The sequence below is a fragment of the Agromyces aerolatus genome, from assembly GCF_031432255.1.
GTDB lineage: Bacteria > Actinomycetota > Actinomycetes > Actinomycetales > Microbacteriaceae > Agromyces.
Map to the genome: position 1 here is coordinate 1 of NZ_JAVKGQ010000022.1, position 23,487 is coordinate 23,487.

General features: G+C 65.8%; 19 protein-coding genes and 1 pseudogene. 9 read left to right on the plus strand and 11 right to left on the minus strand.

Features of this window, described 5'->3' with window-relative positions; genetic code table 11:
• Positions 1-395: 395 nt before the first annotated feature.
• Both RH864_RS17915 and RH864_RS17920 read right to left on the minus strand, forming a co-directional pair.
• Positions 396-2,009, minus strand: a complete 1,614-nt coding sequence (locus RH864_RS17915) for a hypothetical protein (protein ID WP_310518947.1) — start codon at positions 2,007-2,009, stop codon at positions 396-398.
• A gap of 4 nt (positions 2,010-2,013) precedes the next feature.
• Entirely contained in the window at positions 2,014-2,382 is a 369-nt protein-coding gene (locus RH864_RS17920) for a sulfate permease (RefSeq protein ID WP_310518948.1), read from the minus strand.
• Positions 2,383-2,651: 269 nt separating this feature from the next.
• Here RH864_RS17920 and RH864_RS17925 point away from each other — a divergent pair, with 269 nt between their 5' ends.
• Positions 2,652-3,596, plus strand: coding sequence for a DNA-processing protein DprA (locus RH864_RS17925; RefSeq protein WP_310518949.1), 945 nt, complete (start codon positions 2,652-2,654; stop codon positions 3,594-3,596).
• A gap of 41 nt (positions 3,597-3,637) precedes the next feature.
• Here the strand turns inward: RH864_RS17925 and mobF are convergent.
• The 3 genes and pseudogenes from mobF to qcrB all read right to left on the minus strand — a co-directional run bounded on the left by mobF (position 3,638) and on the right by qcrB (position 10,215).
• A pseudogene (gene mobF, locus RH864_RS17930) lies at positions 3,638-7,185 on the minus strand (MobF family relaxase).
• 342 nt (positions 7,186-7,527) lie between these two features.
• Complete coding sequence (gene sigJ, locus RH864_RS17935; protein ID WP_310518950.1) at positions 7,528-8,451, minus strand: RNA polymerase sigma factor SigJ; 924 nt, start codon at positions 8,449-8,451, stop codon at positions 7,528-7,530.
• A 123-nt stretch (positions 8,452-8,574) separates the two neighbouring features.
• Entirely contained in the window at positions 8,575-10,215 is a 1,641-nt protein-coding gene (gene qcrB / locus RH864_RS17940; protein WP_449224137.1) for a cytochrome bc1 complex cytochrome b subunit, read from the minus strand.
• A gap of 210 nt (positions 10,216-10,425) precedes the next feature.
• On the opposite strand from qcrB, the gene RH864_RS17945 reads away from it, so the two are divergent.
• A complete protein-coding gene (locus tag RH864_RS17945) occupies positions 10,426-10,728 on the plus strand; it encodes an antibiotic biosynthesis monooxygenase family protein (protein ID WP_310518952.1) in 303 nt (100 codons plus the stop codon).
• 321 nt (positions 10,729-11,049) lie between these two features.
• The gene (locus tag RH864_RS17950) at positions 11,050-11,418 is read left to right on the plus strand and encodes a nuclear transport factor 2 family protein (protein ID WP_310518953.1); all 369 of its coding nucleotides are present in this window, start codon (positions 11,050-11,052) and stop codon (positions 11,416-11,418) included.
• Positions 11,419-11,450: 32 nt separating this feature from the next.
• Here the strand turns inward: RH864_RS17950 and RH864_RS17955 are convergent, their stop codons facing one another.
• The 3 genes from RH864_RS17955 to RH864_RS17965 all read right to left on the minus strand — a co-directional run bounded on the left by RH864_RS17955 (position 11,451) and on the right by RH864_RS17965 (position 14,393).
• The gene (locus RH864_RS17955) at positions 11,451-12,284 is read right to left on the minus strand and encodes a CPBP family intramembrane glutamic endopeptidase (protein ID WP_310518954.1); all 834 of its coding nucleotides are present in this window, start codon (positions 12,282-12,284) and stop codon (positions 11,451-11,453) included.
• A 124-nt stretch (positions 12,285-12,408) separates the two neighbouring features.
• On the minus strand, positions 12,409-13,641 hold the full coding sequence (locus tag RH864_RS17960; protein WP_310518955.1) for a glycosyltransferase: 1,233 nt from the start codon (positions 13,639-13,641) through the stop codon (positions 12,409-12,411).
• A 23-nt stretch (positions 13,642-13,664) separates the two neighbouring features.
• Positions 13,665-14,393, minus strand: coding sequence for a TetR/AcrR family transcriptional regulator (locus RH864_RS17965; protein ID WP_310518956.1), 729 nt, complete (start codon positions 14,391-14,393; stop codon positions 13,665-13,667).
• A gap of 40 nt (positions 14,394-14,433) precedes the next feature.
• On the opposite strand from RH864_RS17965, the gene RH864_RS17970 reads away from it, so the two are divergent.
• From RH864_RS17970 to soxR, 3 genes are all read left to right on the plus strand, one after another.
• Positions 14,434-14,661 (plus strand): hypothetical protein, encoded by a 228-nt coding sequence (locus tag RH864_RS17970; RefSeq protein WP_310518957.1) that lies wholly within the window; start codon positions 14,434-14,436, stop codon positions 14,659-14,661.
• A gap of 127 nt (positions 14,662-14,788) precedes the next feature.
• A complete protein-coding gene (locus RH864_RS17975; RefSeq protein ID WP_310518958.1) occupies positions 14,789-16,231 on the plus strand; it encodes an MFS transporter in 1,443 nt (480 codons plus the stop codon).
• Positions 16,215-16,721, plus strand: a complete 507-nt coding sequence (soxR, locus tag RH864_RS17980) for a redox-sensitive transcriptional activator SoxR (RefSeq protein ID WP_310518959.1) — start codon at positions 16,215-16,217, stop codon at positions 16,719-16,721. The genes RH864_RS17975 and soxR overlap by 17 nt, the downstream gene beginning before the upstream one ends.
• Positions 16,722-17,385: 664 nt before the next feature.
• On the opposite strand, the gene RH864_RS17985 is transcribed toward soxR, so the two are convergent.
• Positions 17,386-18,015: a TetR/AcrR family transcriptional regulator C-terminal domain-containing protein gene (locus RH864_RS17985; RefSeq protein ID WP_310518960.1), complete on the minus strand. Its 630-nt coding sequence runs from the start codon at positions 18,013-18,015 to the stop codon at positions 17,386-17,388.
• 86 nt (positions 18,016-18,101) lie between these two features.
• Between RH864_RS17985 and RH864_RS17990 the strand changes: the two genes are divergently transcribed.
• Complete coding sequence (locus RH864_RS17990) at positions 18,102-19,523, plus strand: MFS transporter (protein ID WP_310518961.1); 1,422 nt, start codon at positions 18,102-18,104, stop codon at positions 19,521-19,523.
• Between the two features lie 369 nt (positions 19,524-19,892).
• On the opposite strand, the gene RH864_RS19235 is transcribed toward RH864_RS17990, so the two are convergent.
• Positions 19,893-20,483, minus strand: coding sequence for a P-loop NTPase fold protein (locus RH864_RS19235; RefSeq protein WP_396130005.1), 591 nt, complete (start codon positions 20,481-20,483; stop codon positions 19,893-19,895).
• A gap of 50 nt (positions 20,484-20,533) precedes the next feature.
• Positions 20,534-20,983, minus strand: coding sequence for a sulfate permease (locus RH864_RS18000; RefSeq protein ID WP_396130006.1), 450 nt, complete (start codon positions 20,981-20,983; stop codon positions 20,534-20,536).
• Between the two features lie 200 nt (positions 20,984-21,183).
• On the opposite strand from RH864_RS18000, the gene RH864_RS18005 reads away from it, so the two are divergent.
• Both RH864_RS18005 and RH864_RS18010 read left to right on the plus strand, forming a co-directional pair.
• A complete protein-coding gene (locus RH864_RS18005) occupies positions 21,184-22,179 on the plus strand; it encodes a DNA-processing protein DprA (protein ID WP_310518963.1) in 996 nt (331 codons plus the stop codon).
• Between the two features lie 57 nt (positions 22,180-22,236).
• Entirely contained in the window at positions 22,237-23,484 is a 1,248-nt protein-coding gene (locus tag RH864_RS18010; RefSeq protein WP_310518964.1) for an AlbA family DNA-binding domain-containing protein, read from the plus strand.
• The last annotated feature ends 3 nt before the right edge of the window (positions 23,485-23,487 follow it).

Sequence of the window (23,487 nt, forward strand, 5' to 3'; positions counted from 1 at the left end):
AACCGGCACCCGCCGGACAAGCCTCCGAATAGGAACGAAAGTCAGGCCGATTCAAACAGCACAGCCATGCTGTCTCCGAAGTTCAGTTCAACACTCATGTCGCTTCAATCTGTGGGTACGCGCTTTGCAGGCCGAGAACCTATCGCCAACGTACGAGCTTGCGTCCCTGCTTCTGCATCTCAAGCTTGGCGGGGCACCTGTGGTCGGGTCCAGAGCGACAAGTCCAAGCGTCGGTTCGTAGAGTTTCTCGACGCTGACCAACGCCTTCGTCGAGGTTATCTCCGCGAGCAGAGCCCACCCCTGCTGTTGGCCAGATCCACGATCGGCTCGACCTCAAGTCACAAGTTGTGCGGATAACCTCGCTCGTAAGCGTCTTCTGGACTCCCTACCACTGGTCAGCCGCTGAAACTCTCTTCATCGATGCCGATCAGGTCCCACGACGCAGTGACGAGGAGGTCTTCGTCACCAGAGACCTCAGCGAGCCCGGGGACCCATGCCATGAACTGCTCGCCAAGGGGCGTCTCCATCCGATATGTCTTGGCCTCGGGCCCCGCCTCGGGAGCGAGACCGGTCTCCCTGGCTGTCATTTCAGGGTGACGCATAACGATCTGTGGTGTGGGGACTTCTGCGCCGCCGACGTTGAGTGTCCCGGCAGCGGCGACCACTACCTGCGGCGGGTTGCCTTCGGGGGCCGTTACCGTGACCGGATGACGCATGGCGTGGACGACATGACCCTCCAGCAACAAACGAGCGCGACGTAGCCGGACACGATCACGGTCATCAAAACGGCCGTTGCAGGGCTGGAGGGGTTGTCTAGTGAGACGCTCGATCCTCACGATGTCTTCGACCGTCTCCGCGATCACCGCCAGCTCCCGCTGTTCCTCGTCGGGGATAGATGGCGGGTCAAGCGCCAGCAACTCGCTTCCTCCTACTTCGAAGGCCACCGCGGTAGAGCGGCGGAGCTGAAGCATGAAGCGCGTCGATGCGAGCTTGAGGTCATTGGTCGAGTCGAACACTTCCCAACCTCGGAATTGCGCGTCAGTCATTCGCTCGCCTTGAATGCCGAAGGAGAACTTGAACATGACGCTGCCGGCTACTAGTACATCCCATTCAGCGAAGGTAGTGTCACGGCGGCGACGAGCGACGGCCGCATCGTAAGCCTCCGTGATACTGCCGTCGTCGTCGCGCAGCACGACGCGGACATGGTTGGTCGGGTCCTGCCTGAGCAGTTCTGTGACGGTGAAAGCGCTCCAGTTCTCGGTCAGCCCGAGAGAGTCGCGCATGTCCGGCACCTCGCTACCCAACGGCGCAACGTATGCCCTTGCCTCTTCAACCAGTTCGGACGTACCGACGGTGACATCGTCCTCCCACGCCGAGTTGTCCAGGGCGAGCAGCTGTGCATCCCGTAGCGACTCGACTATGCGCAAAGTCGCTACCGTCAGCGCTGCCATGTGGGAGAACACGCGGACCGCTGCGGCATATCGCTCGCGGAGAGGGAACGCGAGTGCCTCCTGTTTCGGTCCTTGAGCATCAGCATGGACGAGGTCGGCGTACAGCCAAGCGGCGGCGAGCTGCGTGTCCGAGACCCTGTTGGTCACGTCGGTCCCATCAATGTGGGCCGATTGCACAGAGTATGCCTGGACTTGGGTTCCTTGAATCTCGGAAGCGTCCCAGGCACGCCGAAGGTCGTGCAGGCGCGCTCGTAGCGCGTCGTCAACATCGGCTTCACTGATGAGGTGCTTGATCGCGTCGAAGACCTTCACGTAGTAGACGGGCTCGGACTTCACTGTCAACGGCCTCACCCTCGAAGCCAGTGACTCGAAGACCTCCTCATCAGCAGGGAGGCGCCGTGTGATGGTCATTCGCCCGGTCACGTCAACGTGACCGTCGAAGCTTCCCTGTGCGTGCCGCAGCAACTCTTCCTGATTCTGGACGATCGAGTGCGCCTGGACTCGCCGCGCACGCAAGACGAACCGCCGCAGTATCTCGTGATTGTCCATCCTCGCCATACCGTCAATTGTCCCCCGTGCTAGTGCTCCCCCGCGAAGCCCGACCGGTTCCGAGGAAGTCAAGTGGTCGAGACCCCAGCTCGTTCCTTCGGACGCGGATGAGTTGGATGAGGCTGACGGGTCCGATCCAGAGGAACTTGAAGGCGTTCCAGACGAACAGCAGGACCAGCAGGCAGAGCCAACGGGGACCGCCGTCGTTGATGATTGTGGTGCAGATCGCGGCGGCGTAGAGGTAGGGCACGGACAGGAGCATCGCGGGGACGCCCCACTTGAGGCCACGCCTGATGCGGATGGCGTTGAGCAGCAGGTTGGTGGGTGCGTAGCGGAGTACGCAGTAGCCTCGTGCGCTGAGTGCGACTGATGTGCGGAGCATCGCGGGTCTCTCTTTCCTCGTCATAGCGCGACGGTGTTCCGTCGTGGAGGCGGCTATGAACCGAGTGCCCTCGAAGGGGCCGTCCCGTAGGACCCGCGTAGCTGAAGAACCTGCCTCGTCGTCCAGTTTACGACCGTGCTCTGACAGAGGGAACCCGTCGGCGGCCGGCACGCGTGTACCTCGTCGGTGACCTTGGAGCGAGAGGACACCAATAATGGCGACACTGGCGGAGCAGATGCAGGGTGAGCGGATGGCGCGGGTTGCTGTCAATGATCGCCGAGCCCAACGATGCGGCCTCCGGACACGTGCTGGCTCGCGTCGGAGGGGTTGAGACGCTGCGGCTGATCGAGGCGGACGATCCGGTGCCGGGTCTTGCTCGCGCCGACGCGCTGATGTGGCGCGAACGCCTCGGTGCGCGGATCACGCCGGCCCTGCTGGGCCACGTGGCCGAGACTCAGGGTGGGGCGTTCGGCACGCTCATCCCGTCGGACGAGGACTGGCCGGCCGGTCTAGATGATCTGGGCGACCGGGCCCCGTATCTGCTGTGGACGCGCGGAGCGACTTCCTTCCTGAGTAGGGCGCTGAGCGATCGGGTCACGTTCACGGGCGCCCGCGCCTCGACCGGCTACGGGGAGCATGTCACCGGCGAGCTGGTGACGGGTATGGCCGATGAGGAACGCATCATCATCGCGGGTGGTGCCTACGGGATCGAAGGAGCCGCGCATCGCGGCGCTCTCACGGCCGGCGGGCAGACTGTCGCGGTCCTCGCGGGCGGTCTTGACCGGCTCTATCCCGCTGGTCACAGTGAGCTGCTGAATCGGGTTGGCGACGTCGGCCTGCTGGTGAGCGAGCTGCCGCCAGGGGCCGCGCCGACCAAGCACCGGTTCATCGCACGGAACCGGCTGATGGCGGCGCTGTCGGGCGCGACCGTGATTCCCGAGGCCGGTGTGCGGTCAGGGTCGATGAGCACTGTCCTTGCGGCACGTGACATCGGCCGAGGCGTCGGTGCGGTGCCTGGCCCAGTGACCAGCGCCGCCAGTAGCGGGACGAACGAACTCATCCGACAGGGCCTCGCGACGCTCGTTACCCAGCCCAGCGACGTGATCGCCTTGCTCGACGCCGATGCGCCCGGCCGCGCGGTCACACCGCCGGAGGTCGGATGGGACTTCGGCCAGCGGCGGCCGTCACCGGGCACGCCGGGACGCTCGATCTGACGACTCCCCCAACCTTTCCTTGCCGTTCCGAGTCGGGGTGGTTACAGGCGCGGTGCGGATCGGGTGACGGCGCTTGGCCGTACCTGGTCCTTCGTCGGGTCGTCGCCTGCGATGGACCGTGCGCGGTTGAGGGCGGCGCGCGCTCGTGCTGCGTCGATCTTCTGGCTGGTGCTCTCTGCCGCCGGGCCAAGCGGGTTCCCGTTGTCGGTGATCTGGTTGCGGTCGCGGTAGGCCGCGATTGTGCGGGCGGCGCGCCACCACGCGGCGTGCTCCTTCGCCTCTTTCGGTGGAGTGCCGAGCTGCGCCGTCCACAGCTCCGTGTCGGTGAGGGCACTGTGGAGCACGGCGTCGGCGCGTTGCTCGATCAGTTCGCGGCGTTCGTCCAGGGCGTGGCGCATCTCGGCAGCCATCGGAGCGGCGGCTTCGGGGATAAGTCCGGCGATCAGCCGTGGTGTTTTGCGGGTGCGGCCGGACCCGGCCGGCCGCGCTGTGGCGCGTGCGAGGCGGGCGTGGACGACGGAGGCGATGTCGTCGGCATCGTCCAAACTGCGCGCGGCGATCAGCCTCGGGAGCAGGGCGTCGAGGTCGTGGTGGTTGGCTTCGGCGTGCCGCAACTCGGCAGAGAGAGCACCGTAGGCGTCGGAGTCGAGCACGTCGCCGACCTGCTCGGGCGTGAGCCCGGACGTGCTGAGCAGGCTTGCCCAGCGGTCGTGTTGGGCGGCTTGGGCGATCGTCTCGTACTCCGCCGCGAGCTGAGTGATCGAGCCCCAGTGTTCTTGTTCGGCAGTGATCGTCTCGTGCGCCGACATCTCGGCGCCGACGTGCTGGAGCACGCCATGCAGGACGCTGCGGGCGGTGACGTTGGGGTTGTCGCCGGGGTGCGGCTCAGCGTGCTCTTGATCCTCGCGGTCGACGGCGACATAGGCGTAGTTGCCTTCCGCGCCGCGAGTCATCGAGACATAGAAGTTCTCCCGTGTGGTCGTCGGGGTGACGACGACGTGCGAGGTGTCGGTGGTCACGCCTTGAGCCCGGTGCGCGGTGATCGCGTAGCCCAGGTCCAGGTGCTCGCTCACATAGTCAGCGGGCAGGACGATCCCTCCGCCGAACCTGCGCGCGGCCGGGCGGATGTTGACCGACCCGTCGTCACGGACGTTGGTGACGATCCAGCGGGCGCCGTTGCGGACCCAGGTTCTGCCGTTGCGGAGCCGGCGGTCGTTGTGGCGGGTGATGACCAGATCGCCTTCGGAAGCGGCGGTGCCATCGTGCAGACCGACCTCGCGGGCCGGGTTCACGGCACCGTCGATGATCCGGTCGGCCCGTGCTCGGGCGTTGAGGGTTGTGACGGTCTCGTGGGTCTCGGCCATGAGGATAGACGCTCGGCCGGTGGAGAGGTCGCGCTGCCAGGAGGTGTAGGCGGCGTCGATCATCGCCTCGGCTTCGCCGCCGGTGATCCGACCATGCTCGATCAGCGTGTCGATCGCTTCGGTTCGGCCGTGGCGGAACTGTAGGGAGGTGGTCTTCTCCCAGGCGTGGGTGAAGCGGTGCAGGTCGTGAAGCTCCGGGGCATCGTCGCGGGCGTGGACGAGCAGGCCGAACGCGCCGCCTGCGTCGACCGATTGGAGCTGGCCCCAGTCTCCGACCAGCAGGGCTTTCGCTCCGGCCTTCTCGACCTCGCGGGTGATCCGGTCCAAAGAGGCGGTGCCTGCGAGGGAGGCTTCGTCGATGATGACGAGCTGACCCGCATCGAACGTGGTTCCGTGCATGAGGTGGTTCTGCCACCACTTCGCCGTGTTCTCGCATCTGATCCCCAGATCGTCGGCGAGGACCTGGGCGGCGACCGCCGAGGGCGCCAGCCCGACCACAGACCCGGCGCCGTGCCCTTTCTCCCATGCCCGGCGCAGCGCGCTCATGGCGGTGGTCTTCCCGGCGCCGGCCGGGCCGACCAGCACGTCCACGACCCGACCGGAGACGGCGATCGCGGCCAGGGCGGCGGCTTGATCTTCGCCGAGCACCCGGCCACGGGCGTCGGGTTTGCGGGCGACCCGCTCCACCGTCTCCAACGGCACCGCGGGTCCGGTCGTCGCCTCTGCGCGGGCCAGGAGGCGGTCTTCGGCGGCCAGCAGCGCCTCGGACGAGAACAGCATGGAGTGCCGGGGACGGAACCGGGTAGTGCCGTCCGGGCGGCGGAACTCGAGCGGGCTGGTCGCCAGCTCTGGCGGGGTGAGCCGCAGAGAGGCGCGCTCGGCCGCGTCCACGACCAGGCCGGTGATCGCTTCGCGGTCTTCGATGCTGGCGAACCGCCAGCCCATAAGCTGCCGGGATGCTTCGGCGTGCAGGTTCCACCGTGTCCAGGTCGAACGCTTCTCGCCGACCGTCTCCATCACGGCCTGCCCGATCTCTCCCACCACGTCTAGCGGCACGTCATCGGCACGCAGCACTCGGCGGTAGTTGCGCCGCTGGTCAGGGCGAGCGCCCATCCGGTCGCGTCCTGGCCGAGTAAGTGGCCGGCGCGCTGCCGCCACTCGCCGGTGAGGTCGGCGAGTGATCTGACATGTTTCTCCGGCCGGGTGGCGAGTGTCGCCTGCGCCCGAAGTTTCAGCACCGTCCGCGCCGAGGGTTGCCTGCAGTGCTTGGCGACGTACTCCGCAATGAGGCGATCCTTCTCGGCCTCGATGTGCCGGGAGCGGGTGGAGAACTCGGCCACCAGCTCGTCGGGCACGCCCTCGATTTCCCATGCCGGGTTCCGATCCCGACCGCGCGCTCGCGCCTCCCACCCCAGGCCAAGGGTGCGGGTCAGCCGGTCGGCCAGGGCGGCGTTGTAGAGCTCGGAGACGGCGACGACCGCGGAGTGCATCGGACGCCCGGCGAGGGTTCGCCAGCGGCCGTCTTGGACAGTCATGACCTTGTTGCTGATGACGACGTGCGTGTGGAGCTGGGGGTCGCCGGAGCGGCTGTCGTAGTGATCGAACGCGGCAGCGGCGACGCCGGCGACATCGACGTGTGCAACCGCTCCGTCCGGGCCGGTTGCGCCCACGCGGGTTGCTGCAACCTCTCGTTCGAGGAACGCAACCAGTCCTGCAACCGCCGCGTGATGCGCATCTGCGATCAGCGATTGCGTGCCCGCGTCCGCGACCGCCCAGATCGCGGAGACCGACTTCGGCACGCTGAACGTGAAGTCGAACCCCGCAACGGCCCTTCTGGTTCCTCGCTCGGCTTCCTCGGCCTCGATCATGGCGACCTCGCGTGCCTTGGCTGCTGGCCCGAGTTCGGGATCGAGCGCGTCGACGCGCTGCTGGACGCGTTCAGCGATGGAGGCGAACTGCTGATAGGCGCGTCCCAGTGGCTCGCCGGCGATCGGGTCGTGACCCATCCCGATCAAAAGCTGTAGTTGCGCCTCGGAGACCTGGGCGCCCTCGACCAGCTCACCGTGCCCGAGACGGCCAAGGCCCGAGCCCATCCAGAACCCCGGCGGGCTGCCCGCCTCGGCGTAGTACCTCGTCAACGGCGTCGAGAGCGAGCGGTCGCCGTCTCCTGCGGCGACCGATTTCAAGAGGTACTTGTAGCCATCGCCCGCGCTCATCACGCGCATCGAAACCGTCACCGTCACGCCTCCTTCTCCTGGCACCAGGTGGGACGTCACTCGACCGGGCAACGCCCTCCATCAGCACCGCCCTCGCACGGCGGCCTCGTCTGAAAGACGTGTGGCAGTCAGGCGAGGCTGTGGCGGACACCCGCGGGGACGGACACGTCCGAGGATGCAGCACGGGAGGGATCGCTTGAAGACAGGAAGAGGCCGTGCAACTGAGCGGATGACCTGGGGTGACCGCTCGGCCACGGCGTCGTTTAGTTGGACGCTGTGATGGCGCTCAGCCGCCTGAGACGCTTGGCACAGTTTCTCGAGTGTCAGGGCACGACGAACGTTCGAGCCTGGTTACCCCCACGCCCCGAGTTTGTCGGGGTTGCGGACGGCCCAGACGTGTTCGATTTTGCCGGCTCGGTGGCTGAGGCTGACGACCGCGAGTGTGCGTCCGGCCCCGGTTGCGACGAGCCCGAGTTCGCCGTTGACGAGGTCTTCGCGGATGGTGAGGTCGGGCTGCCGCTCGTGGACGCCGAGCAGGAACTCTGCGATGGCTTCGGCGCCGAGCAGCGGCTCGAGTGCGGCGGAGACGAGACCGCCGCCGTCGGTGATGGCGGTGGCGTCCGGGTCGAGCAGGCTGATGAGTGTGGCGAGGTCGCCGGTCTCCCATGCCTCTTTGAAAGAGCGGACGACGGCGGTGTGCTCGGCTGGGTGAACCGTTGTGCTGCGAGCGCTGTGCACGCGGCGGCGTGCGGAGGAGGCGAGCTGTCGGCAGGCTTCCGGGGTACGGCCGACGACGTCGGCGACTTCGGGAAAGGTGTAGCGGAACACGTCGTGGAGGATGAACGCGACCCGCTCGGCGGGGGTCATGGATTCGAGCACGATCAGTAGCGCCATTGAGACTGATTCGTCCAGGCTGACCCGTTCGGCGGGGTCGATGGGGGCGCCGTCGTGGTGGCTGGTCCAGGTACCGGGCGTGGGGATCGGTTCGGGGAGCCATTCGCCGACGTACTGTTCGCGGCGGGCGCGGGCGGTGGTGAGCATGTCCAGTCCGATGCGGCTGGCGGTCTTGATGAGCCACGCTCGCGGGGAGCCGATCTGGCGGCGTTGGGTGTTGCTGAGTCGGTACCAGCGGATGTAGGTCTCTTGAACGGCGTCTTCGGCGTCGGCGAGAGAGCCGAGGAGCCGGTAGGAGAGGCCGAGGAGGACGCTGCGCTCGCGAATCGCGTCACCAAGCTCGGGTGGTTCGGTGGGCCCTGCGCGACGTGGCTTGCTCAATCGTTCCTCCTTCCATCGACCAGGCTTCCCGTTCCGATTCGACGCGTGGTGTCTATCGGATCACATGCCCGTGAGAAGAAGACGAGACAGCCCGGCGAACTGTGAGGCGGTCGCAGGTCACGGCTAATGATCCTGAGCCACTTCTTCGGCGAGGGCAACCGGACGGTTGGCGGGATCGGTGGTGAGTTCGAGAGCGGTGGGCGGCAGGATGCGGTCCTGGAAGAACCAGCGGGACAATGTCACTCTCACGCGGTCGCGGGAACGGATGCGCCCCGTCTTGTCAGGTCGGAGCACGAGCGGTTCATAGCTGTCGTGGTCGACGAGCCGCCACCGTTCGTAGGCGTCGACGGGGTGGTGGACTTCGACGTACTCGCCGCCGGGATGACGGACGATCCGGCCGGTCTCATACCCGTGGAGGGCGATCTCGCGGTCCTTGCGTTGCAGACCGAGGCAGATGCGTTTAGTCAGGACGAAGCCGGCCACCGGGCCGAGGATGAGGGCGACCTGGAGGGTGAGCACGATCCCTTCGATGCTGAGCGAGAAGTGCAGCGCGATGAGGTCGCTGCCCGCCGCCGCCCACAGCACTCCGTAGAACACGATCCCCGCGAAGCCGGTGCCAGTGCGGGTCGGGGCATGGCGAGGTCGGGTCAGCAGGTGGTGTTCACGCCGGTCACCGGTGATCCAGCGTTCGATGAACGGGTAGACCATCGCTGTGACAAGGAACAACACGCACACTCCGACCGGGACCAGAATCGCCAACGTCCACGTGCGATCGAACAACACGAACTCCCAGCCCGGAGGGACAAGGCGCTGCGCGCCGTCGAGGAACGCGAGATACCAGAGCGCCCCGGCACCGGCTGATGCGTTGCCCGGATCGGCCGGCCCATAGGTCCAGATCGGGTTCACGGTCACGATCGCCGCGATCCCGGTGAGCACGCCAAACACGATGAAGAACAGGCCCACGCTCTTCATCGCCGCAGCACCCAATGGCCGCCCGACGACGTTGCTTTCCGTTCTGCCGGGGCCAGGGAACTGTGCAGGCTTGTGCAGGGTGGCGAGGATGCCGTTCACGACCATCAGCACGGCGATGATCGCCGGCAGCACAAGAATGTGGAGCGGGTAGAACGTGGTGATCGCGCCGGCGGGGAATTCTCCCTGGAACACCAGGGATGACAGCCACGTACCCACGACGGGGATCGCCTTGAGTATCCCGTCCAGCACAGCCAGGCTGCTGCCGGAGAGCATGTCGTCGGGCAAGACGTGGCCGGTCAGCCCCGCTGCCATGCTCGCGAACAGGATGCCGAACAGGAGCAGCCAGTTCAGCTCACGCGGCTTGCGGAACGCGCCCGTGAAGAACACGCGCAGGATATGCAGCAGGAGAGCTGCGATCATCAGCGACGCGCTCCAGTGGTGAAGTTGCCGCATCAGCAGGCCGCCGCGGACCTCGAAGGAGATGTCCAGGGTCGACTCCAACGCACGGGACATCTCAACCCCCTGGAGCGGGATGTAGGGCCCGTCGTATTGCACAGCAGTGGTTGACGGGTCGTAGAAGAACAGCAGAAACACTCCTGTGAGCGAGCAGACGAGGAAACTCACTACGACGACGTGCCCGAGCAACAGTGACCAGTGATCCGGGAACGCCCGGCCCCGCCAGACGCGGACCATCACACCGATGCGTGTCCGATCATCCAACCACCGGGCGACCCGATCGGTGACCTGAGTACTCCCCCGCGCTGACCCTGCCAATCCTGCCCCTTTCGTCACCGAGGGGCCGGAAAGCCCGGCCCTCAATGAGGACGACGCAGCCCCCCAGACCGTGAGGTGGCCGCCCCACTGCTGGTGGCGCCTCACACTCTGCGGCGCCATCTCGTCTCTTCCCCAGAGCGGGCGACCGTCTTGCTCACCAGGCCGGACGCACTCAACGGCGCCGACCACGGACACCAATCGCGGAACGATCAGAGAGGAAGGCCGGACATGTCCAGTCCCGTCACGTTCATCAACATCATCGACGTCGACCCGTCCAAGCAGCAGGAGGTGATCGACATCCTGAATGAAGGAACCGAGCAGGTCATCTCCAAGCGGCCCGGATTCATCTCCGTCACGGTCCTCGCCAGCGCCGACAAGAGCCGCGTCGTCAACATCGCCCGCTGGAAAAGCGCCAACGACGCGAAGGCCACCCAGAAGGACCCCGCCGCGGCCGCATACGCCGAACGCACCGCCGCCATCGCGATGCCTAGCCCCGGCATCTACGCGGTCGTCTCCGAGCACACTGCCTGACGATTCCGGTCAGCCTGGCGGACCACCTGTCCTCGGGCCGTCAGGTTCGACCGCATCGCTTCTTCACCACTCGCTTGAACTGCCACATGCGTCCGCGGCCCGACCACAAGCGTGGAGGAGTCACGCGATCATGTCAGCACGCCGCCAACCTGCGCGAGCGCTGCATCCTCGCCGAGGTCCACACTTCCGGCGCGACACATGATGCATCAGCGACCGGTGCGGTCTGACATAGGCAGCACCAACCGCGACCTCAACGCCCCTCAAACCCCGGCGAACTCCCCCGGTAGGCTTGAACGCCCCGGCATTGGAAGGAGACAGACCATGCTCGACGAACTGCTCGACCTCGAACACCAGGGATGGAAGTCCCTCTGCAACAGCACTGGCGCCGACTTCTACGGACGAATCATGACCAGCGACGGTGTCATGGTCCTGGCCCATGGCCAGGTCTTCGACCGCCAGGCGGTCATCGACTCCCTGAACGAGGCGCCCCCGTGGCGGACCTACGACATCACCGACGAGCGACTCATCTCTCTAGACGAGCATCGCGCGATACTCGTCTACACCGGCCGCGCCTACCGCGACGAGAATCAACCCGCGTTCAACGCACTCATGTCCAGCGTCTACACGCGGAACGACGGCAACTGGCGACTCGCGCTCTACCAGCAGACACCAGTCCCTGCTCGGGCGTAGAAGCAAGGCCCCTCAAAGAAACCTCCCGTCACTCAGCGTGGGTTGCGCACGGCAGGGTTCACGATGCGAGGGACACCCACGATGCTGACAAGGATCGCGGCGGCGGTGAAGGGGATGATGCCGAGGGCGAGCATGGCCGTGCCGGTATCACCTGCGAAGCTGATGGCGTCATGGGTGAGGACGAGCTGGGCTCCGGTCTGGAAGGCGGTGTGGAACCCGATGGGCATCCAGATAGATCCGGTGATCAAGCGAAGGTAGCCGAATCCGATCCCCATCGCGAGGAAGAGCGAGAGGTCGATCGGGTTCCAGTTCTGCCGCAGGAGCCCCGCAAAGAGGGTAAAGAGGATGGCCTGGATCGTGACGGCCCCCCACCCGCGGGTGACCGCGCCGAGCGCGCTCGTGACGTAGCCCCGGAAGACGGCCTCCTCCGGAAGTGCCTCGGTGAGAAACACCGCGAGGAGGAGAAGGAACACCGTCCGCGTGAGTTCCGGCACGGGAACGGCGATGGAAAGCGGGGCGCCGAGGAGCGCGAACACTCCGAACGTCAACGCGGCCGGGACGATCCAGACGATGGCGCCCCACACCGCCAGCCGCCAGCCTGTACGGATGTTCGTCAACCCGGCGTCACTCATGCGTTCGCGGTCGATACGGCGGACCAGCATGGCGATCACGGCGAGCGTGAGAGCACTGACCATGACGCCTACGGCGATCCTGATCGCCAACGTCATCGGGTCAGAGGGGTCGCGCGGGGCGGGCAGTAGGGCCGAGACGATGCCCAGGCCCGCGCCGAGTGGGAGAACCGCGAGCGCGATCTTCCACGCTGCGGACACGAGCCGGCGCGACAGTGGTGCAGAAGTGGTCGTCATGGGTTTGATTCCTCCGTGTCGCTGCGAGGGCGGGGTGGGCGCGTTTCGGCCTCCAGGTGCCGTCGGCATGGATCGATCGAAGTGTGCCGCTCGCTCCACCCGTACGGCGGGCGGTAGTCGCGTATCAACGCATCCTCCTTGAGACGAAGTCGGCGATCTCTCGCGCCGCGTTCTCCGCGCCAACGGCCTGCGTCTTCTCCTGGAGTTCTTCGGCGGCGCGGCGCATGGCGGTGTCGGTCAGGAGCGTTGTGACGATGCCGGGGAGCCGCTGCCGCTTGATGTCGCGAGGTGTGAATCGTGAGGCGTTGCCGTAGCGCACGCACTCGTCGATGTTGAACCGTTGTTCTGTCTGCAGGCCGATGCCTGCGAAGGGAACTCCGGACGCGCATGCCGTCTGGACGGTGCCTTCGCCGCCGTGGACCACCGACGCGTCTATGAGTCCGGCGAGTTTGTGGGCGGGCAGAAAGTCATACACGTGAACGTTGGAAGGCAGATGCTCGCGGTCGCCCTGATGAAGGTAGTGGCCGACGCTGGAGACGATCTCAACATCGAGCTCTCCGACTTGATGAAGGATGTCCAGCGCGAGCTGACGGTTCCCCGACGACCCAAGACCGACATAGACGACGGGCCGACCGCTCTCGGCAAGAGCAACCACCGAGGCGGGAACCTCGCCCTCTGATTGCGAGAAGACAGCACCGACGGCGATCTCCCCGGAACTCATCGCTTGCGCGTCGAGATAGGGGAACAGCGAAGCGATGAGATTGAGGTCGGCGTCGAGGGCGTCCAGCGTGCGCGATGGCAGTCGGACTCGATACTCCCCCGCGATCCGTCGAAAAGAAGAAGGCTTCCAGCGGATCTTCGGAGCGACGACTCGTACGAGCCGCCCTGCCAGCCGATTGATCTGCCTGCCGATCCACGTGTGTCCCTGCATTACGGGGAACGTGTTCATGGCAGCGAGGTGGCTCCGGCTCATCGCGTACGGCCGAACGTAGACCAGCGGTATGCATGCCGCTCGGGCAGAGACGAACGTCGAGAGCGTCGTGCCGATGACCACGCAATCCGGCACCCAACGCCTGAACAGAGCGAGCTCGCTTGCGACCCGTTCCCGCACCATCGCCGAGGTGAACGGATGGCGGAAACGTCGACCCTGATCGGCTGCGATCAACTGATCCGCCTCGTCTTCACCCAGTTCGGGAGCCAGGAGCTCGATCGTGAACCCAGCGTCGCCTACGTGGTCGGCGAATCGTCGCGAATACCCCATGAACCGCACCTCGTGCCCCGAGCGCCGCAGCTGTCGTGCAACCTCGATCGCCCGGCTGGTCTCGCCCAGATTGAACGTCTCCGGCGCGAACAGCACTCGCAGCGTCCTATCCCGCCCCATCACGATTCCTCCGTGGGAAAGTAGGCGGCGATGGCGCGTGTCATCGCCTCTCGCACACACTCCGGGCGCAGGGCGATCGGTTGCGATACCTGGTGATGGCCGGCGACGGCCGCCAGGTGCGGATATCGATCGTGCGGCAGGAAGGCACCTGCCGACGAGACCGATGAGATCAGGCGATCAAGATCATCAGCGGGGCTGTCCTCTGAGCGCTGCTGCCGCGCGACGAACCGCGCACTCTCCGTCAACAGCAACACCGCGCCCAACCGTTCGCCATGCGGGAGGGTACTGGTTTCGAACAGGCACAGTCCGGCGTCGACCCATGCCGCGTTCTGAGGTGTCAGGGCGTCGATGTCTGCCGGCAGGTCGAGCATCCACGGGTCACGGGCGTACATGGAGAGAAGACTCTCCCACAGAGTCGTGAAGCGTTCGCGCCAGCTGCCGTCAAGGGTTGGCGGTTCCCCGAGTGCGGTATCGACCATTGCCGCGAGGAGGTCGTCTCGGTCAGTCACGTGCCGATAGAGCGCCATCTTCGCGCATCCGACTCCCTTGGCCACCCCCGCCATCGATACCGCCGCCAGCCCCTTGTCCCTCGCGATGGTGCCGGCGGCGTCGACGATCACCTGCAGGGTGAGTTTCGGCTTCGGCCCGCGACGAACCGTCGGCGACGTGCCCCATAACGTCGCCAGGGCGAGGCCTATCTCATCGCCGGATGTGTCCTCGCTTGCCATGACTCACATAATAGCGTCCCTCGGACGCCATAATGTGGTCATGGCTGAGCCTAATCACCGATTCGTGCGCGAGCATCACGACCAGCAACGCGATGCACTCGACTTCGCCGCGAAAGTCGAAGCGGCGTTCCACAAGCGCGCGGCAGGAGGCGGCCAAGTAGCCGACATCATGGCTAACCGCTGCTGCGGTCATACCGGGATTCACGCTCCCGGGTCCGAGCATCTGCAGGTCGCCCAGCAGGCCCGGTTTGACCTCACCTTAGGTTGAGGTGCTGGAGTCTCCCTATCGGGAACGTTTGAATAGTGAGAGGTACGCAATGAACTCGGTTTCGACGACATCGACTGGCGCTCTGCCCGGCTCAGCCGCAGGCTCACCATCGCGACTGACTTTGCCTGTGGTCCTGATCGGCGTCGCGTTGGTGGCGATGTCGATCTCCGGCACCGCCATCGCTCTGCCCGACATCGGCAAAGACCTCGACGCAGCCGGATCACCGTTGAACTGGGTGGTCGCCGGCTACAACCTCGCGTTCGCAGCGATGACCTTAGTCGCCGGTGCGGCGGCCGATCGTGCGGGGAGGCGCCGCGTTTTCATCATCGCGGCCGCGTTGTTCGCGGCTGGATTCGTTGCCACGGCGTCGGCCCCCACGATCCAGATCTTGGATGTTGCACGCGTCGTCTCCGGAGTCGGCGGGGCAGGAGTGATGGCCGCCGGCGGCGCGCTGTTGGCTCAGGGCTACGAGGGCGCCGCTCGCAATCGGGCATTCGCACTGATGGGAACCATGGCCGGCGTGGGCATCGCAGTCGGACCGACACTGATCGGCGCGTTGATCAGTGTGACGGGATGGCGCGGCAGCTTCGGCGTCTTCGCCGCCGTCGCCGCGCTCGTCACGATCGCCGCTACCCGCCTGGCCGAGTCCCGCAACGAGGCCGCCCGAACCGACTGGATCGGGAGCAGCCTGTTCGTTGTTACGTTGACCGCCTTCATGGTCAGTCTCCTCGAAGGTCCCGAATACGGATGGACACATCCCGCGGTCCTCGCCGGCTTCGGGATCGGTCTCGTTGCTGCGATCACGTTCGCGGTGTCTCAGAGGCGAAGTAGCGCACCGATCCTTGCGCCCGAGCTGGTCGCCCATCGCGGTTTCATGGGGTGGTGCCTGGCAACCCTGACTACCTCAATCGGCTTCCTTGGGGCGCTGGTGTTCCTTCCCACCTATTTGCAGGCTGTTTCCGGGCACACGCCGATCACGACCGGACTCGTCATGTTGCTGCTGACCGCACCGGTTCTCGTCTCACCGATGCTCGCAGCCACGCTCGTCAATCGAGGCGTCTCGGCGCGGCTGCTGATCCTGATCGCCCTTGTGCTGGTCGTTATCGGCAACGTCGGCCTCCTTACACTGCGCCCGGAACACACCGCAGGACTGGTATTCGTCCCGCTCCTGCTGATCGGGATCGGTATGGGCACGTCCTTCGGGATCACTGATGGTCAGGCGATGGCGCTCGTCCCTCCGCAGCTCGTTGGAACCGCGGCCGGTTTCCTGAACACGCTACGGGGCGCTGCCGAAGCGCTGGTGATCGCAGCATTCAGCGCGTCGCTGCTAGCCGTGCTGACCGACCGGCTCGGTGATGCGAAGCATGCCGCCGACGTGTCCGCCGGCCGCCTTACCGAGACTGGTAGTGCGGAGCGCGATATCGAGATCGATGCCTTCACCGGGTCGTGGCACATCACCCAGTTCGGCGTCGGCACCGTGTGCCTCATCCTCACCATCACCGTTGCGGTCCTGCTGTTCACACGCACCGGACACGCCCGCGAGAAGGAAATCAATGCCCAACACACCTGACGACCCCACGTCCTCGCCCACCCACAACGTTGACCCGGCGCAACCCCTGAGCATCGGAGAAGTCACCCGACGAACTGGCGTATCCGCGTCCGCGCTGCACTTCTACGAGCGCAAAGGACTCATCAGCAGTCAACGCACGAGCGCGAACCAGCGCCTCTACGCCAGACACATGCTCCGCCGCGTCTCCCTCATTCTGGTCGCCAGACGCCTAGGTATACCCCTCACGGACGTCGCGCGCATCTTTGCGGAACTTCCCACCGACCATGCGCCGACACATGAAGACTGGCAATACGTCTCACGCATCTGGAGAAAACAACTCGAAGACCGCCGCCGCCAGATCGAAGCCCTCGAACACGAACTCACCGGCTGCATCGGCTGCGGCTGCCTCTCCATGAAGGCCTGCTTACTACTCAACCCCGACGACAAGCTCCAAGCGCACGGCCCCGGGCCCGTCCGCATCCAAGAGCACCAACATCCATCAAGCGGCTGATGACCGTGACCGAAAGGCCGGAGGGCGGCCGACGTGGCTCGCTCTAGTTCGGATACCTACTTCTGGCGATTCACGTCACGCCGAGCGTTCTACCAGTTCAGAGAAGGTAGCCAGCAGGACCGAAACTGGCCGACCGCGCTGGACGGCGCTGACCGCTATGGCCAGGCGTTGCCATGCTCGTGCTCGCCTCGGTTTCCTTCCGCCCCGCGCGTCATGAACACGTAGAAGTTCTCCCGCGGGCCAAGGCCACAAAAGGCGGCCACGTCTGCCTCGTCGTCTATCCGAACTCGACAGCGTGGGTGCGGCTGCGGTAGTGCACCCGACTTCGGGCTCGGCGGGCCCAGTGGTAACTACGTCGAGACCCGATTGCGCACCGACGCCCGACGGTTACGTTGAGGTTGCATTGAACGTCTTCGCGCGGCAGTAGCGCGACGGCTTCGCGAGCGTCCACGAGGGGCTTCGCAAACGACCGTTTCTGTAGAGCTCCACATTTGAGTAACCAGTCGACCGACCGCATCCCGGTGGTGTGGATAGCTCACCCAGCCGTCGCATGGAGAAAACTCAGATGGACGTTAGAGACCCTATCGGGCCGATTGTCGCCCTCTGGAACAGGTCCGTCCGAAAGCACGGTTCGTTCGCATTTCCGTCGAATCAGGCTCCAGGATTAGGAAGGCGCCGCTGGGTTCAGGATCGTGATTTCCAGCCCCGCAATCAGGGTATTGAGGGCGAACTCGACCTTTGCGTCCAAGTCGCCCGCGCCATCCTCTAACGCGGCCTGCATGCGCGGCGTGGCGCTGAGGTCGGGAGCAATGGTTCTCCGCGCGTCGCTCGGGTGCGCGATATGCAGGCCCAGCACCATCGCGCCAGCAGTGTGCACGACTTTGAGCGCATCGGTCACACTGAGTCCCGCGGTCGTGAACGCCTCGAGCAGGGCTTCCACCTCGCGTACGTTGCGCTCGGTCATGGCTGGACGCGTCGCCACGAGCCGCACGACTCCTGGATGCGTGGCGAGTGCTCGGTGGATCATCCGGGCGTAACCACACAAGACATCTTGCCAAGGCGCGCCGTTGGGCAGAGTCGCACCCTCCTGGGAGGCGAGTACGTGCTCCACGATCGCATCCTCTAGGCCTCCCTTGTTGCTGAAGTGGTGATACAGCGTCATCGCTTCGACGCCGACCTCGCCCGCGAGACGCCGCATCGACAGCGCGGCCTCGCCCTCGCTGTCGATGAGTGCGACGGCGATGTCCAGAACCCGGTCGCGGTCGAGGCCCGCGTGCTTTCCCTGCGTGCGCATCCAGCCACCCTCTGCCCTTGCGTCTCTTACGGTGTAAGAGTAGCATCATCCACATCACTTACATCGTAAGAGAAAGGACAATGACGATGACGCACATGTCGACGGCGAGCGATGCCCTGGGGGCGCGGAGCTTTCCGCTCGCGATCAGTTCGCTGGCGATCATCGGTTTCGTCTCAGTGCTGGTCGGAACGGTGACTTCGATGGCCCTGACCACGCTGTCGGGAGCTTTCGGCGCGTCGACGAGCGTCATCGTGTGGGTCACGACGGCCTACCTGTTAGCGGCCGGACTGACGCTCCCGGTCGCCGGGTGGGCCGTCGACCGCTTCGGAGCCCGCCCCGTGCTGCTCGTCGGCGTCGGAATCTTCGCCGTTGGATCCCTGGCGAGCGGCCTGGCGAACTCCATCGAATTGCTCCTGCTGTCGCGTGCGCTGCAGGGTCTGGGCGGCGGTGTGCTCGAACCTGCCTGTCTCGCCCTGATTTCTCGGATCACCGAGCGTCAACGAATCGGTACAGTAATGGGAGTCATGGCGGCCGTCATCAACATCGCCCCTGCGGTCGGGCCGCTAGTCGGCGCAGCGCTGCTGTCATGGACGGGGTGGCAAGGAGTATTCTTCTTCGCCGTCCCTCCGGTCATCGTTGCAGTGCTACTCCTCGCGGTATCGCTGCGTAGGCACGAGGCATCGGACGCAAGCGGTGACGACACCGCGAAAGCCGAACAGCTGGACGCCGCCGGTCTCGCCCTCCTCGGGGTCGGATTTGCGGCGTTGCTCCTCGCGTTCGCGCAGGTCGGCGAGGACACGCTGTGGTTGGCTGCGATCGCTGGGGTAGGCGGCGTCGTCTTGCTGGCCGCGTATGTTCGCCGAGCGTTGCGCATCGACGAACCAGTCGTGAATCCGCGCCTCTTCATGGATCGCAAGTTCTCGGGTGCCGTCGCGATCATGGGCGCGGGCGGTGTACTGACGTTCTCGGTCCTGACACTTGCACCCATGCTCGCTGAGCGGGTCTGGAACCTAGAGGGCATAGCCTTTGCCATGCCGCTAGGAGCGTTCGGTCTCGGAATGCTCGTTTCCATGAGCATCTCGGGTGCAGTGTCCGATCGCATCGGCCCTCGCCCCATCGTCACCGTCGGTGCCGCAGGCGCCGCGGTCTGCCTGGCAGGGCTAGCCGTCTTGACCCCTGGGCTGACAGCGCCTGCCATCACCGGTCCCCTGCTACTCGGCGTGACGGGGGTAGCGTTCGGCACCGTCTCGGCGCCGACCTTCGCGAGCATCTACCGCATCTTGCCCCGGGCCTCGGTAGGGCGGGGAACCACGGCCGCCCTCATTGCCGTGCAGCTCGGAGCCGCACTCGGCGTGACCAGCATCGGCGCACTGATCGACGCATTAGGTGATGTGGCGTTCGTGGTCGTGCCCGCGCTCCTCGCAGTGATCATGTTCGCGGTTGCGGTCATCGCGAGATTCACACTCCCGGTCCGAGCGTCTGCAGGTAGCCCAGCAGGCCCGGTTTGACCTCACCTTAGGTTGAGGTGCTGGAGTCTTGTGATCGGGAACGTTGGAGAAGAACTTGAGAGGCGTATGCGATGCCGCGGCCGAAGATGCCAAGCAGCTCTATCACCCCTTCCTGTCCAGGAGGACCTGGCCGGTATGTGACGGCACCGGCCCTGGCATGGTCGCGCCGTGACACTCACCGGCAAGGCATACCGCGATGTCACTGAGTATCGGGTGCTCCAGGTGCGGGAGTGGATCGATGCTGTTGCCACCGCCATGAACGAGCGGCAACAGTCAGTCGATGAGGTGCTGGTGCCGGAAATGCGAAAGCGTCTCCTCATCCGGCTCCGACTCGGGCACATCGAACTCTACCGCGCCGCACCCACACTCTCAGGCGGTGAACTGCAACTGGCACGACTCTCCGCGCAGATCAGCACCGCAATGACGGGCCTGACCTACATCTTCGATGAACCCGGTACCGGCGGCCTTCACCCGGCAGACGAGCAACACCTGCTCGGTAGCTTCCGCGAACTGCGGGACGCCGGGAACACCGTTCTGTCCGTAGAGCATGACCCCGACCTGATCGCACACGCCCAATGGGTCATCGATCTTGAACCCGGCGGCGGCCGAGACGGCGGACATCGGATCTCCGAGGGCACCCCTGCCGCCGTCGCCGCACACCCGGCATCGGTGACCGGGCGCTACCTGAACGATCCGGGCCACGTCCCCCTGGTCGTCGTACGCCCAGGGGTTTGTTGTGACAACGAAGCAGGTGTCGTCGTCCTTGAACTCGGCCTCGATGAGCTTCAGGATCGTGGACTTCCCGCCGCCCCACGGGCTCTGCACGGACAACGTTAGCGGGTGGATGTTGCGTTCGCGGACTGCAGCGACGATCGGCTCGACCACCGCGTCGAACCCGAGGAGGTCCAACGAGCTGGGGTTGTCGTCCCAGAGCCGGATCTGCGGAGGGGTAGTCGTCATTGCCAACCTCGCTCTCTGGCGATGGTTCGGCTGTGCCTACTCGCCCACTACTAGTGATCCATGTCGCTCACCATTATCCCAGGGAGGACGCCCGGATCGAGGAAGGACACGCACTGGTCGCGTGCTACGAGTACCCGACTGACCGCCACGGAAGTAGGCGATGTCGTCTTCGGTAGCCCGCTGGTGCGGTGCCGGGCGACGGCCTCCTGAACGCGGGCGCGGACAAGCAGGACCACGCTGACCGGGCCCATGATGAGGAACTTGAGCGCGTTCCAGCAGAACAGGAGCACGAGGAGGTTCAGCCAGCCGGGGCCGCCTTCCTCGATCAGCGTGATGCAGTAGTTCGCGGCGAGGAAGTACGGGATCGCGAGGAGCATCCCGGGGATGCCCCACTTCAGGCCGCGGCGGGTGCGGATCGCGTCGAGCGCGATGTTGGTGGGCATGTAGCGCCGCAGGTAGTAGCGGGCGTGGGCGCTGAGCGCCCAGAGCAGTCGGATCATGGCTTTTCCTCTCGTGGCACGGTCACGTGACGAGACAGTGCGTAGAGAGTGGTCCGAGGGCCTGTCCGCGAGGGACGCCATATCAAGGAGGAATCTGCCTCCCTTCCAGAGTATGACTCTCGGCCGACCTTCGTAAGAGGTGTGCCCCTGCGTTCGGGCGGCGCTCGCGCACCTGTCTGGCACACGGATGGGAGCCGGGCATGGTCACGATCACTTCTCTCGCCAAGGACGAACGCTCCGCGCGGGTCGCTCTGGCTGCCACCTTGGAGCCCGACGACGCCGTGACGGGTAGGCTCCTCGCCGCAGTCGGCGCGGTCGAGACCGTGCGCCTGGCGGCCGGTGCCGGCGCGTTCCCGAAGAAGGTCGATTCGGTCGAGGCTCGGCTGTGGCGCAACAAGGTCGCCCCGCGAATGGATGCCCGCACGGTCACGCAGGCGCTCGCGGAGGCTGACCGCCTCGGGCTGCGTATCCTCATCCCCGGCGACGATGAGTGGCCGACCGCCCTCAACGATCTGGGCGATCGTGCCCCTACCGCCCTATGGCTGCGAGGCGCTGTCTCCTTACTCACCGGGCCGCTGAACGATCGCGTCACGATCACCGGAGCCCGTGCCGCCACCAGCTACGGCGAGCACGTCACGGGCGAACTCGCCTCCAATCTGACCCATGCTGAGCGGATCATCGTGGCCGGCGGCGCCTACGGCATCGACGCCGCCGCACACCGAGTCGCCCTCGTCGCCGGCGGGCAGACTCTCGCCGTGATGGTGGGCGGCTTGGATCGCCTCTACCCGTCCGGCAACCGCGAGCTGCTAGAACGAGTTGGAGACCTCGGCCTGCTCGCCAGCGAGATGCCGCCCGGCGCAGCGCCGACCAAGCGGCGGTTCCTCGCCCGCAACCGCATCCTCGGTGCCCTCTCCGGTGCAACCGTCGTGGTGGAGGCCGGCTACCGCTCCGGCTCCCTCAACGTCGCCGCCCGCGCCGCGCAACTCGGCCGCCCGGTCGGCGCCGTGCCCGGCCCGGTGACCAGTGTGTCCAGTGCCGGGACGCACCGGCTCCTGCGCGAAGGCATCGCGTCCCTCATCACCGACGCCACAAATGTCACGGCCCTCCTCGACCCGCCCGCAGGTGGCGGCGGGCAGGCATTCGCGCGTGAGTCGGGCATCACCCCGTCCGCTCATCGGGAGGGGCGCGCGCTGTAGGCAGCTTCCGGTCGGCGTCACCGCCAGTTGTCGCAGGTGATCCTTACGCTGGGGGTCATGACTTTCACCGCTCTGCATCGCGCCCTCGGGGCCGCTCCTGGACCGCTGACGGACGAACTGCTGGACGCGGCGGTGAGCAGTGGAGTCGTGGAGACGAACGACCTGGACTGGAAGTCAGAGCTGCCGCCAGCGAAGGGCCTACCGCAAACGGACTTCCCCAAGGACGTCGCAGCGATGGCGAACAGCGGCGGCGGCGTCATTGTGTTCGGAGTACGCGAGTCGCAGAAGGCCGCGACAGAGCGGGTCGATGTCGGAGAACTCGATGAAGCCTACGAGCGATCCCTGCGCTCCGCAGCGATCACCGCTATCTCCCCGCCCGTCTTCGGCCTCAACGTGCACCGTCTCGGAACTGAGGGCGCTCGCGCTGTCGTCGTGGAAGTGCCGGCAAGCGTTGACGGGCCTCACCTGATCTACCGCAACGACTACTTCGGCGCTCCGGTGCGCAACGACTCCGACACCGTATGGATGAAGGAACGACAGATCGAGGCGATGTACCGAGCACGTTTCGATGAACGCCGCCATGCCAGCGAAGCACTCGACAACCTGTATGCCGAGACCGCGGGCGGGCGGACCACGAGCGAACGCGCCTGGCTGATCGCTGTCGCCCACCCGCGCGTCCCTCGCCGCCACAACCGCCTGACGCGCGACGGAGCGCGCGACGTACTGACCAAGGCTGAAGGTCTGGGCCGGCACTATGCCGGACGTGGAGGTGTGCACCCGCTGGACAGCGTCGACCGGCACAACCCACGACCAGGGTTGCGCCGCTGGGTCGCTGTCAACACCGCAACAGGCGATCGATCACTGTGGAAGGAAGCATGGGCGAGTCTCCACCACGACGGATCAGTCACGCTCGCAGCCGCAATCGGCGGCCACCGCATGAGTAGCGACGGGTACTTCGAGGGATCGCAGGTCCAGTCGGACGCGGTCGAGTGCGGCGTCGCAGACCTGATGGCTCTCATCCGGGCGACCGCCGACGCGACAGGCAACGACGAGTACGACGTGCGCGTCGGGATCGAGTGGACCGGGTCAGAGCCCCTAACGATCCTCACGGTGGACAACTTCGGCTACTCCTACGGCGGTGTCTCCACACCGTTGCACCGCTACATACCTGTCGAGAGCACCGTTAACGCGGCGGCTACCGACCTTGACTTCTACTGGGGCGTTCACGACCTCGCTCAGGACTGCGTGAACCAGGGCGGCGTCTCGAACGTACGGATGATCCACCCACCTGATCGGGCCGAGTAGCCG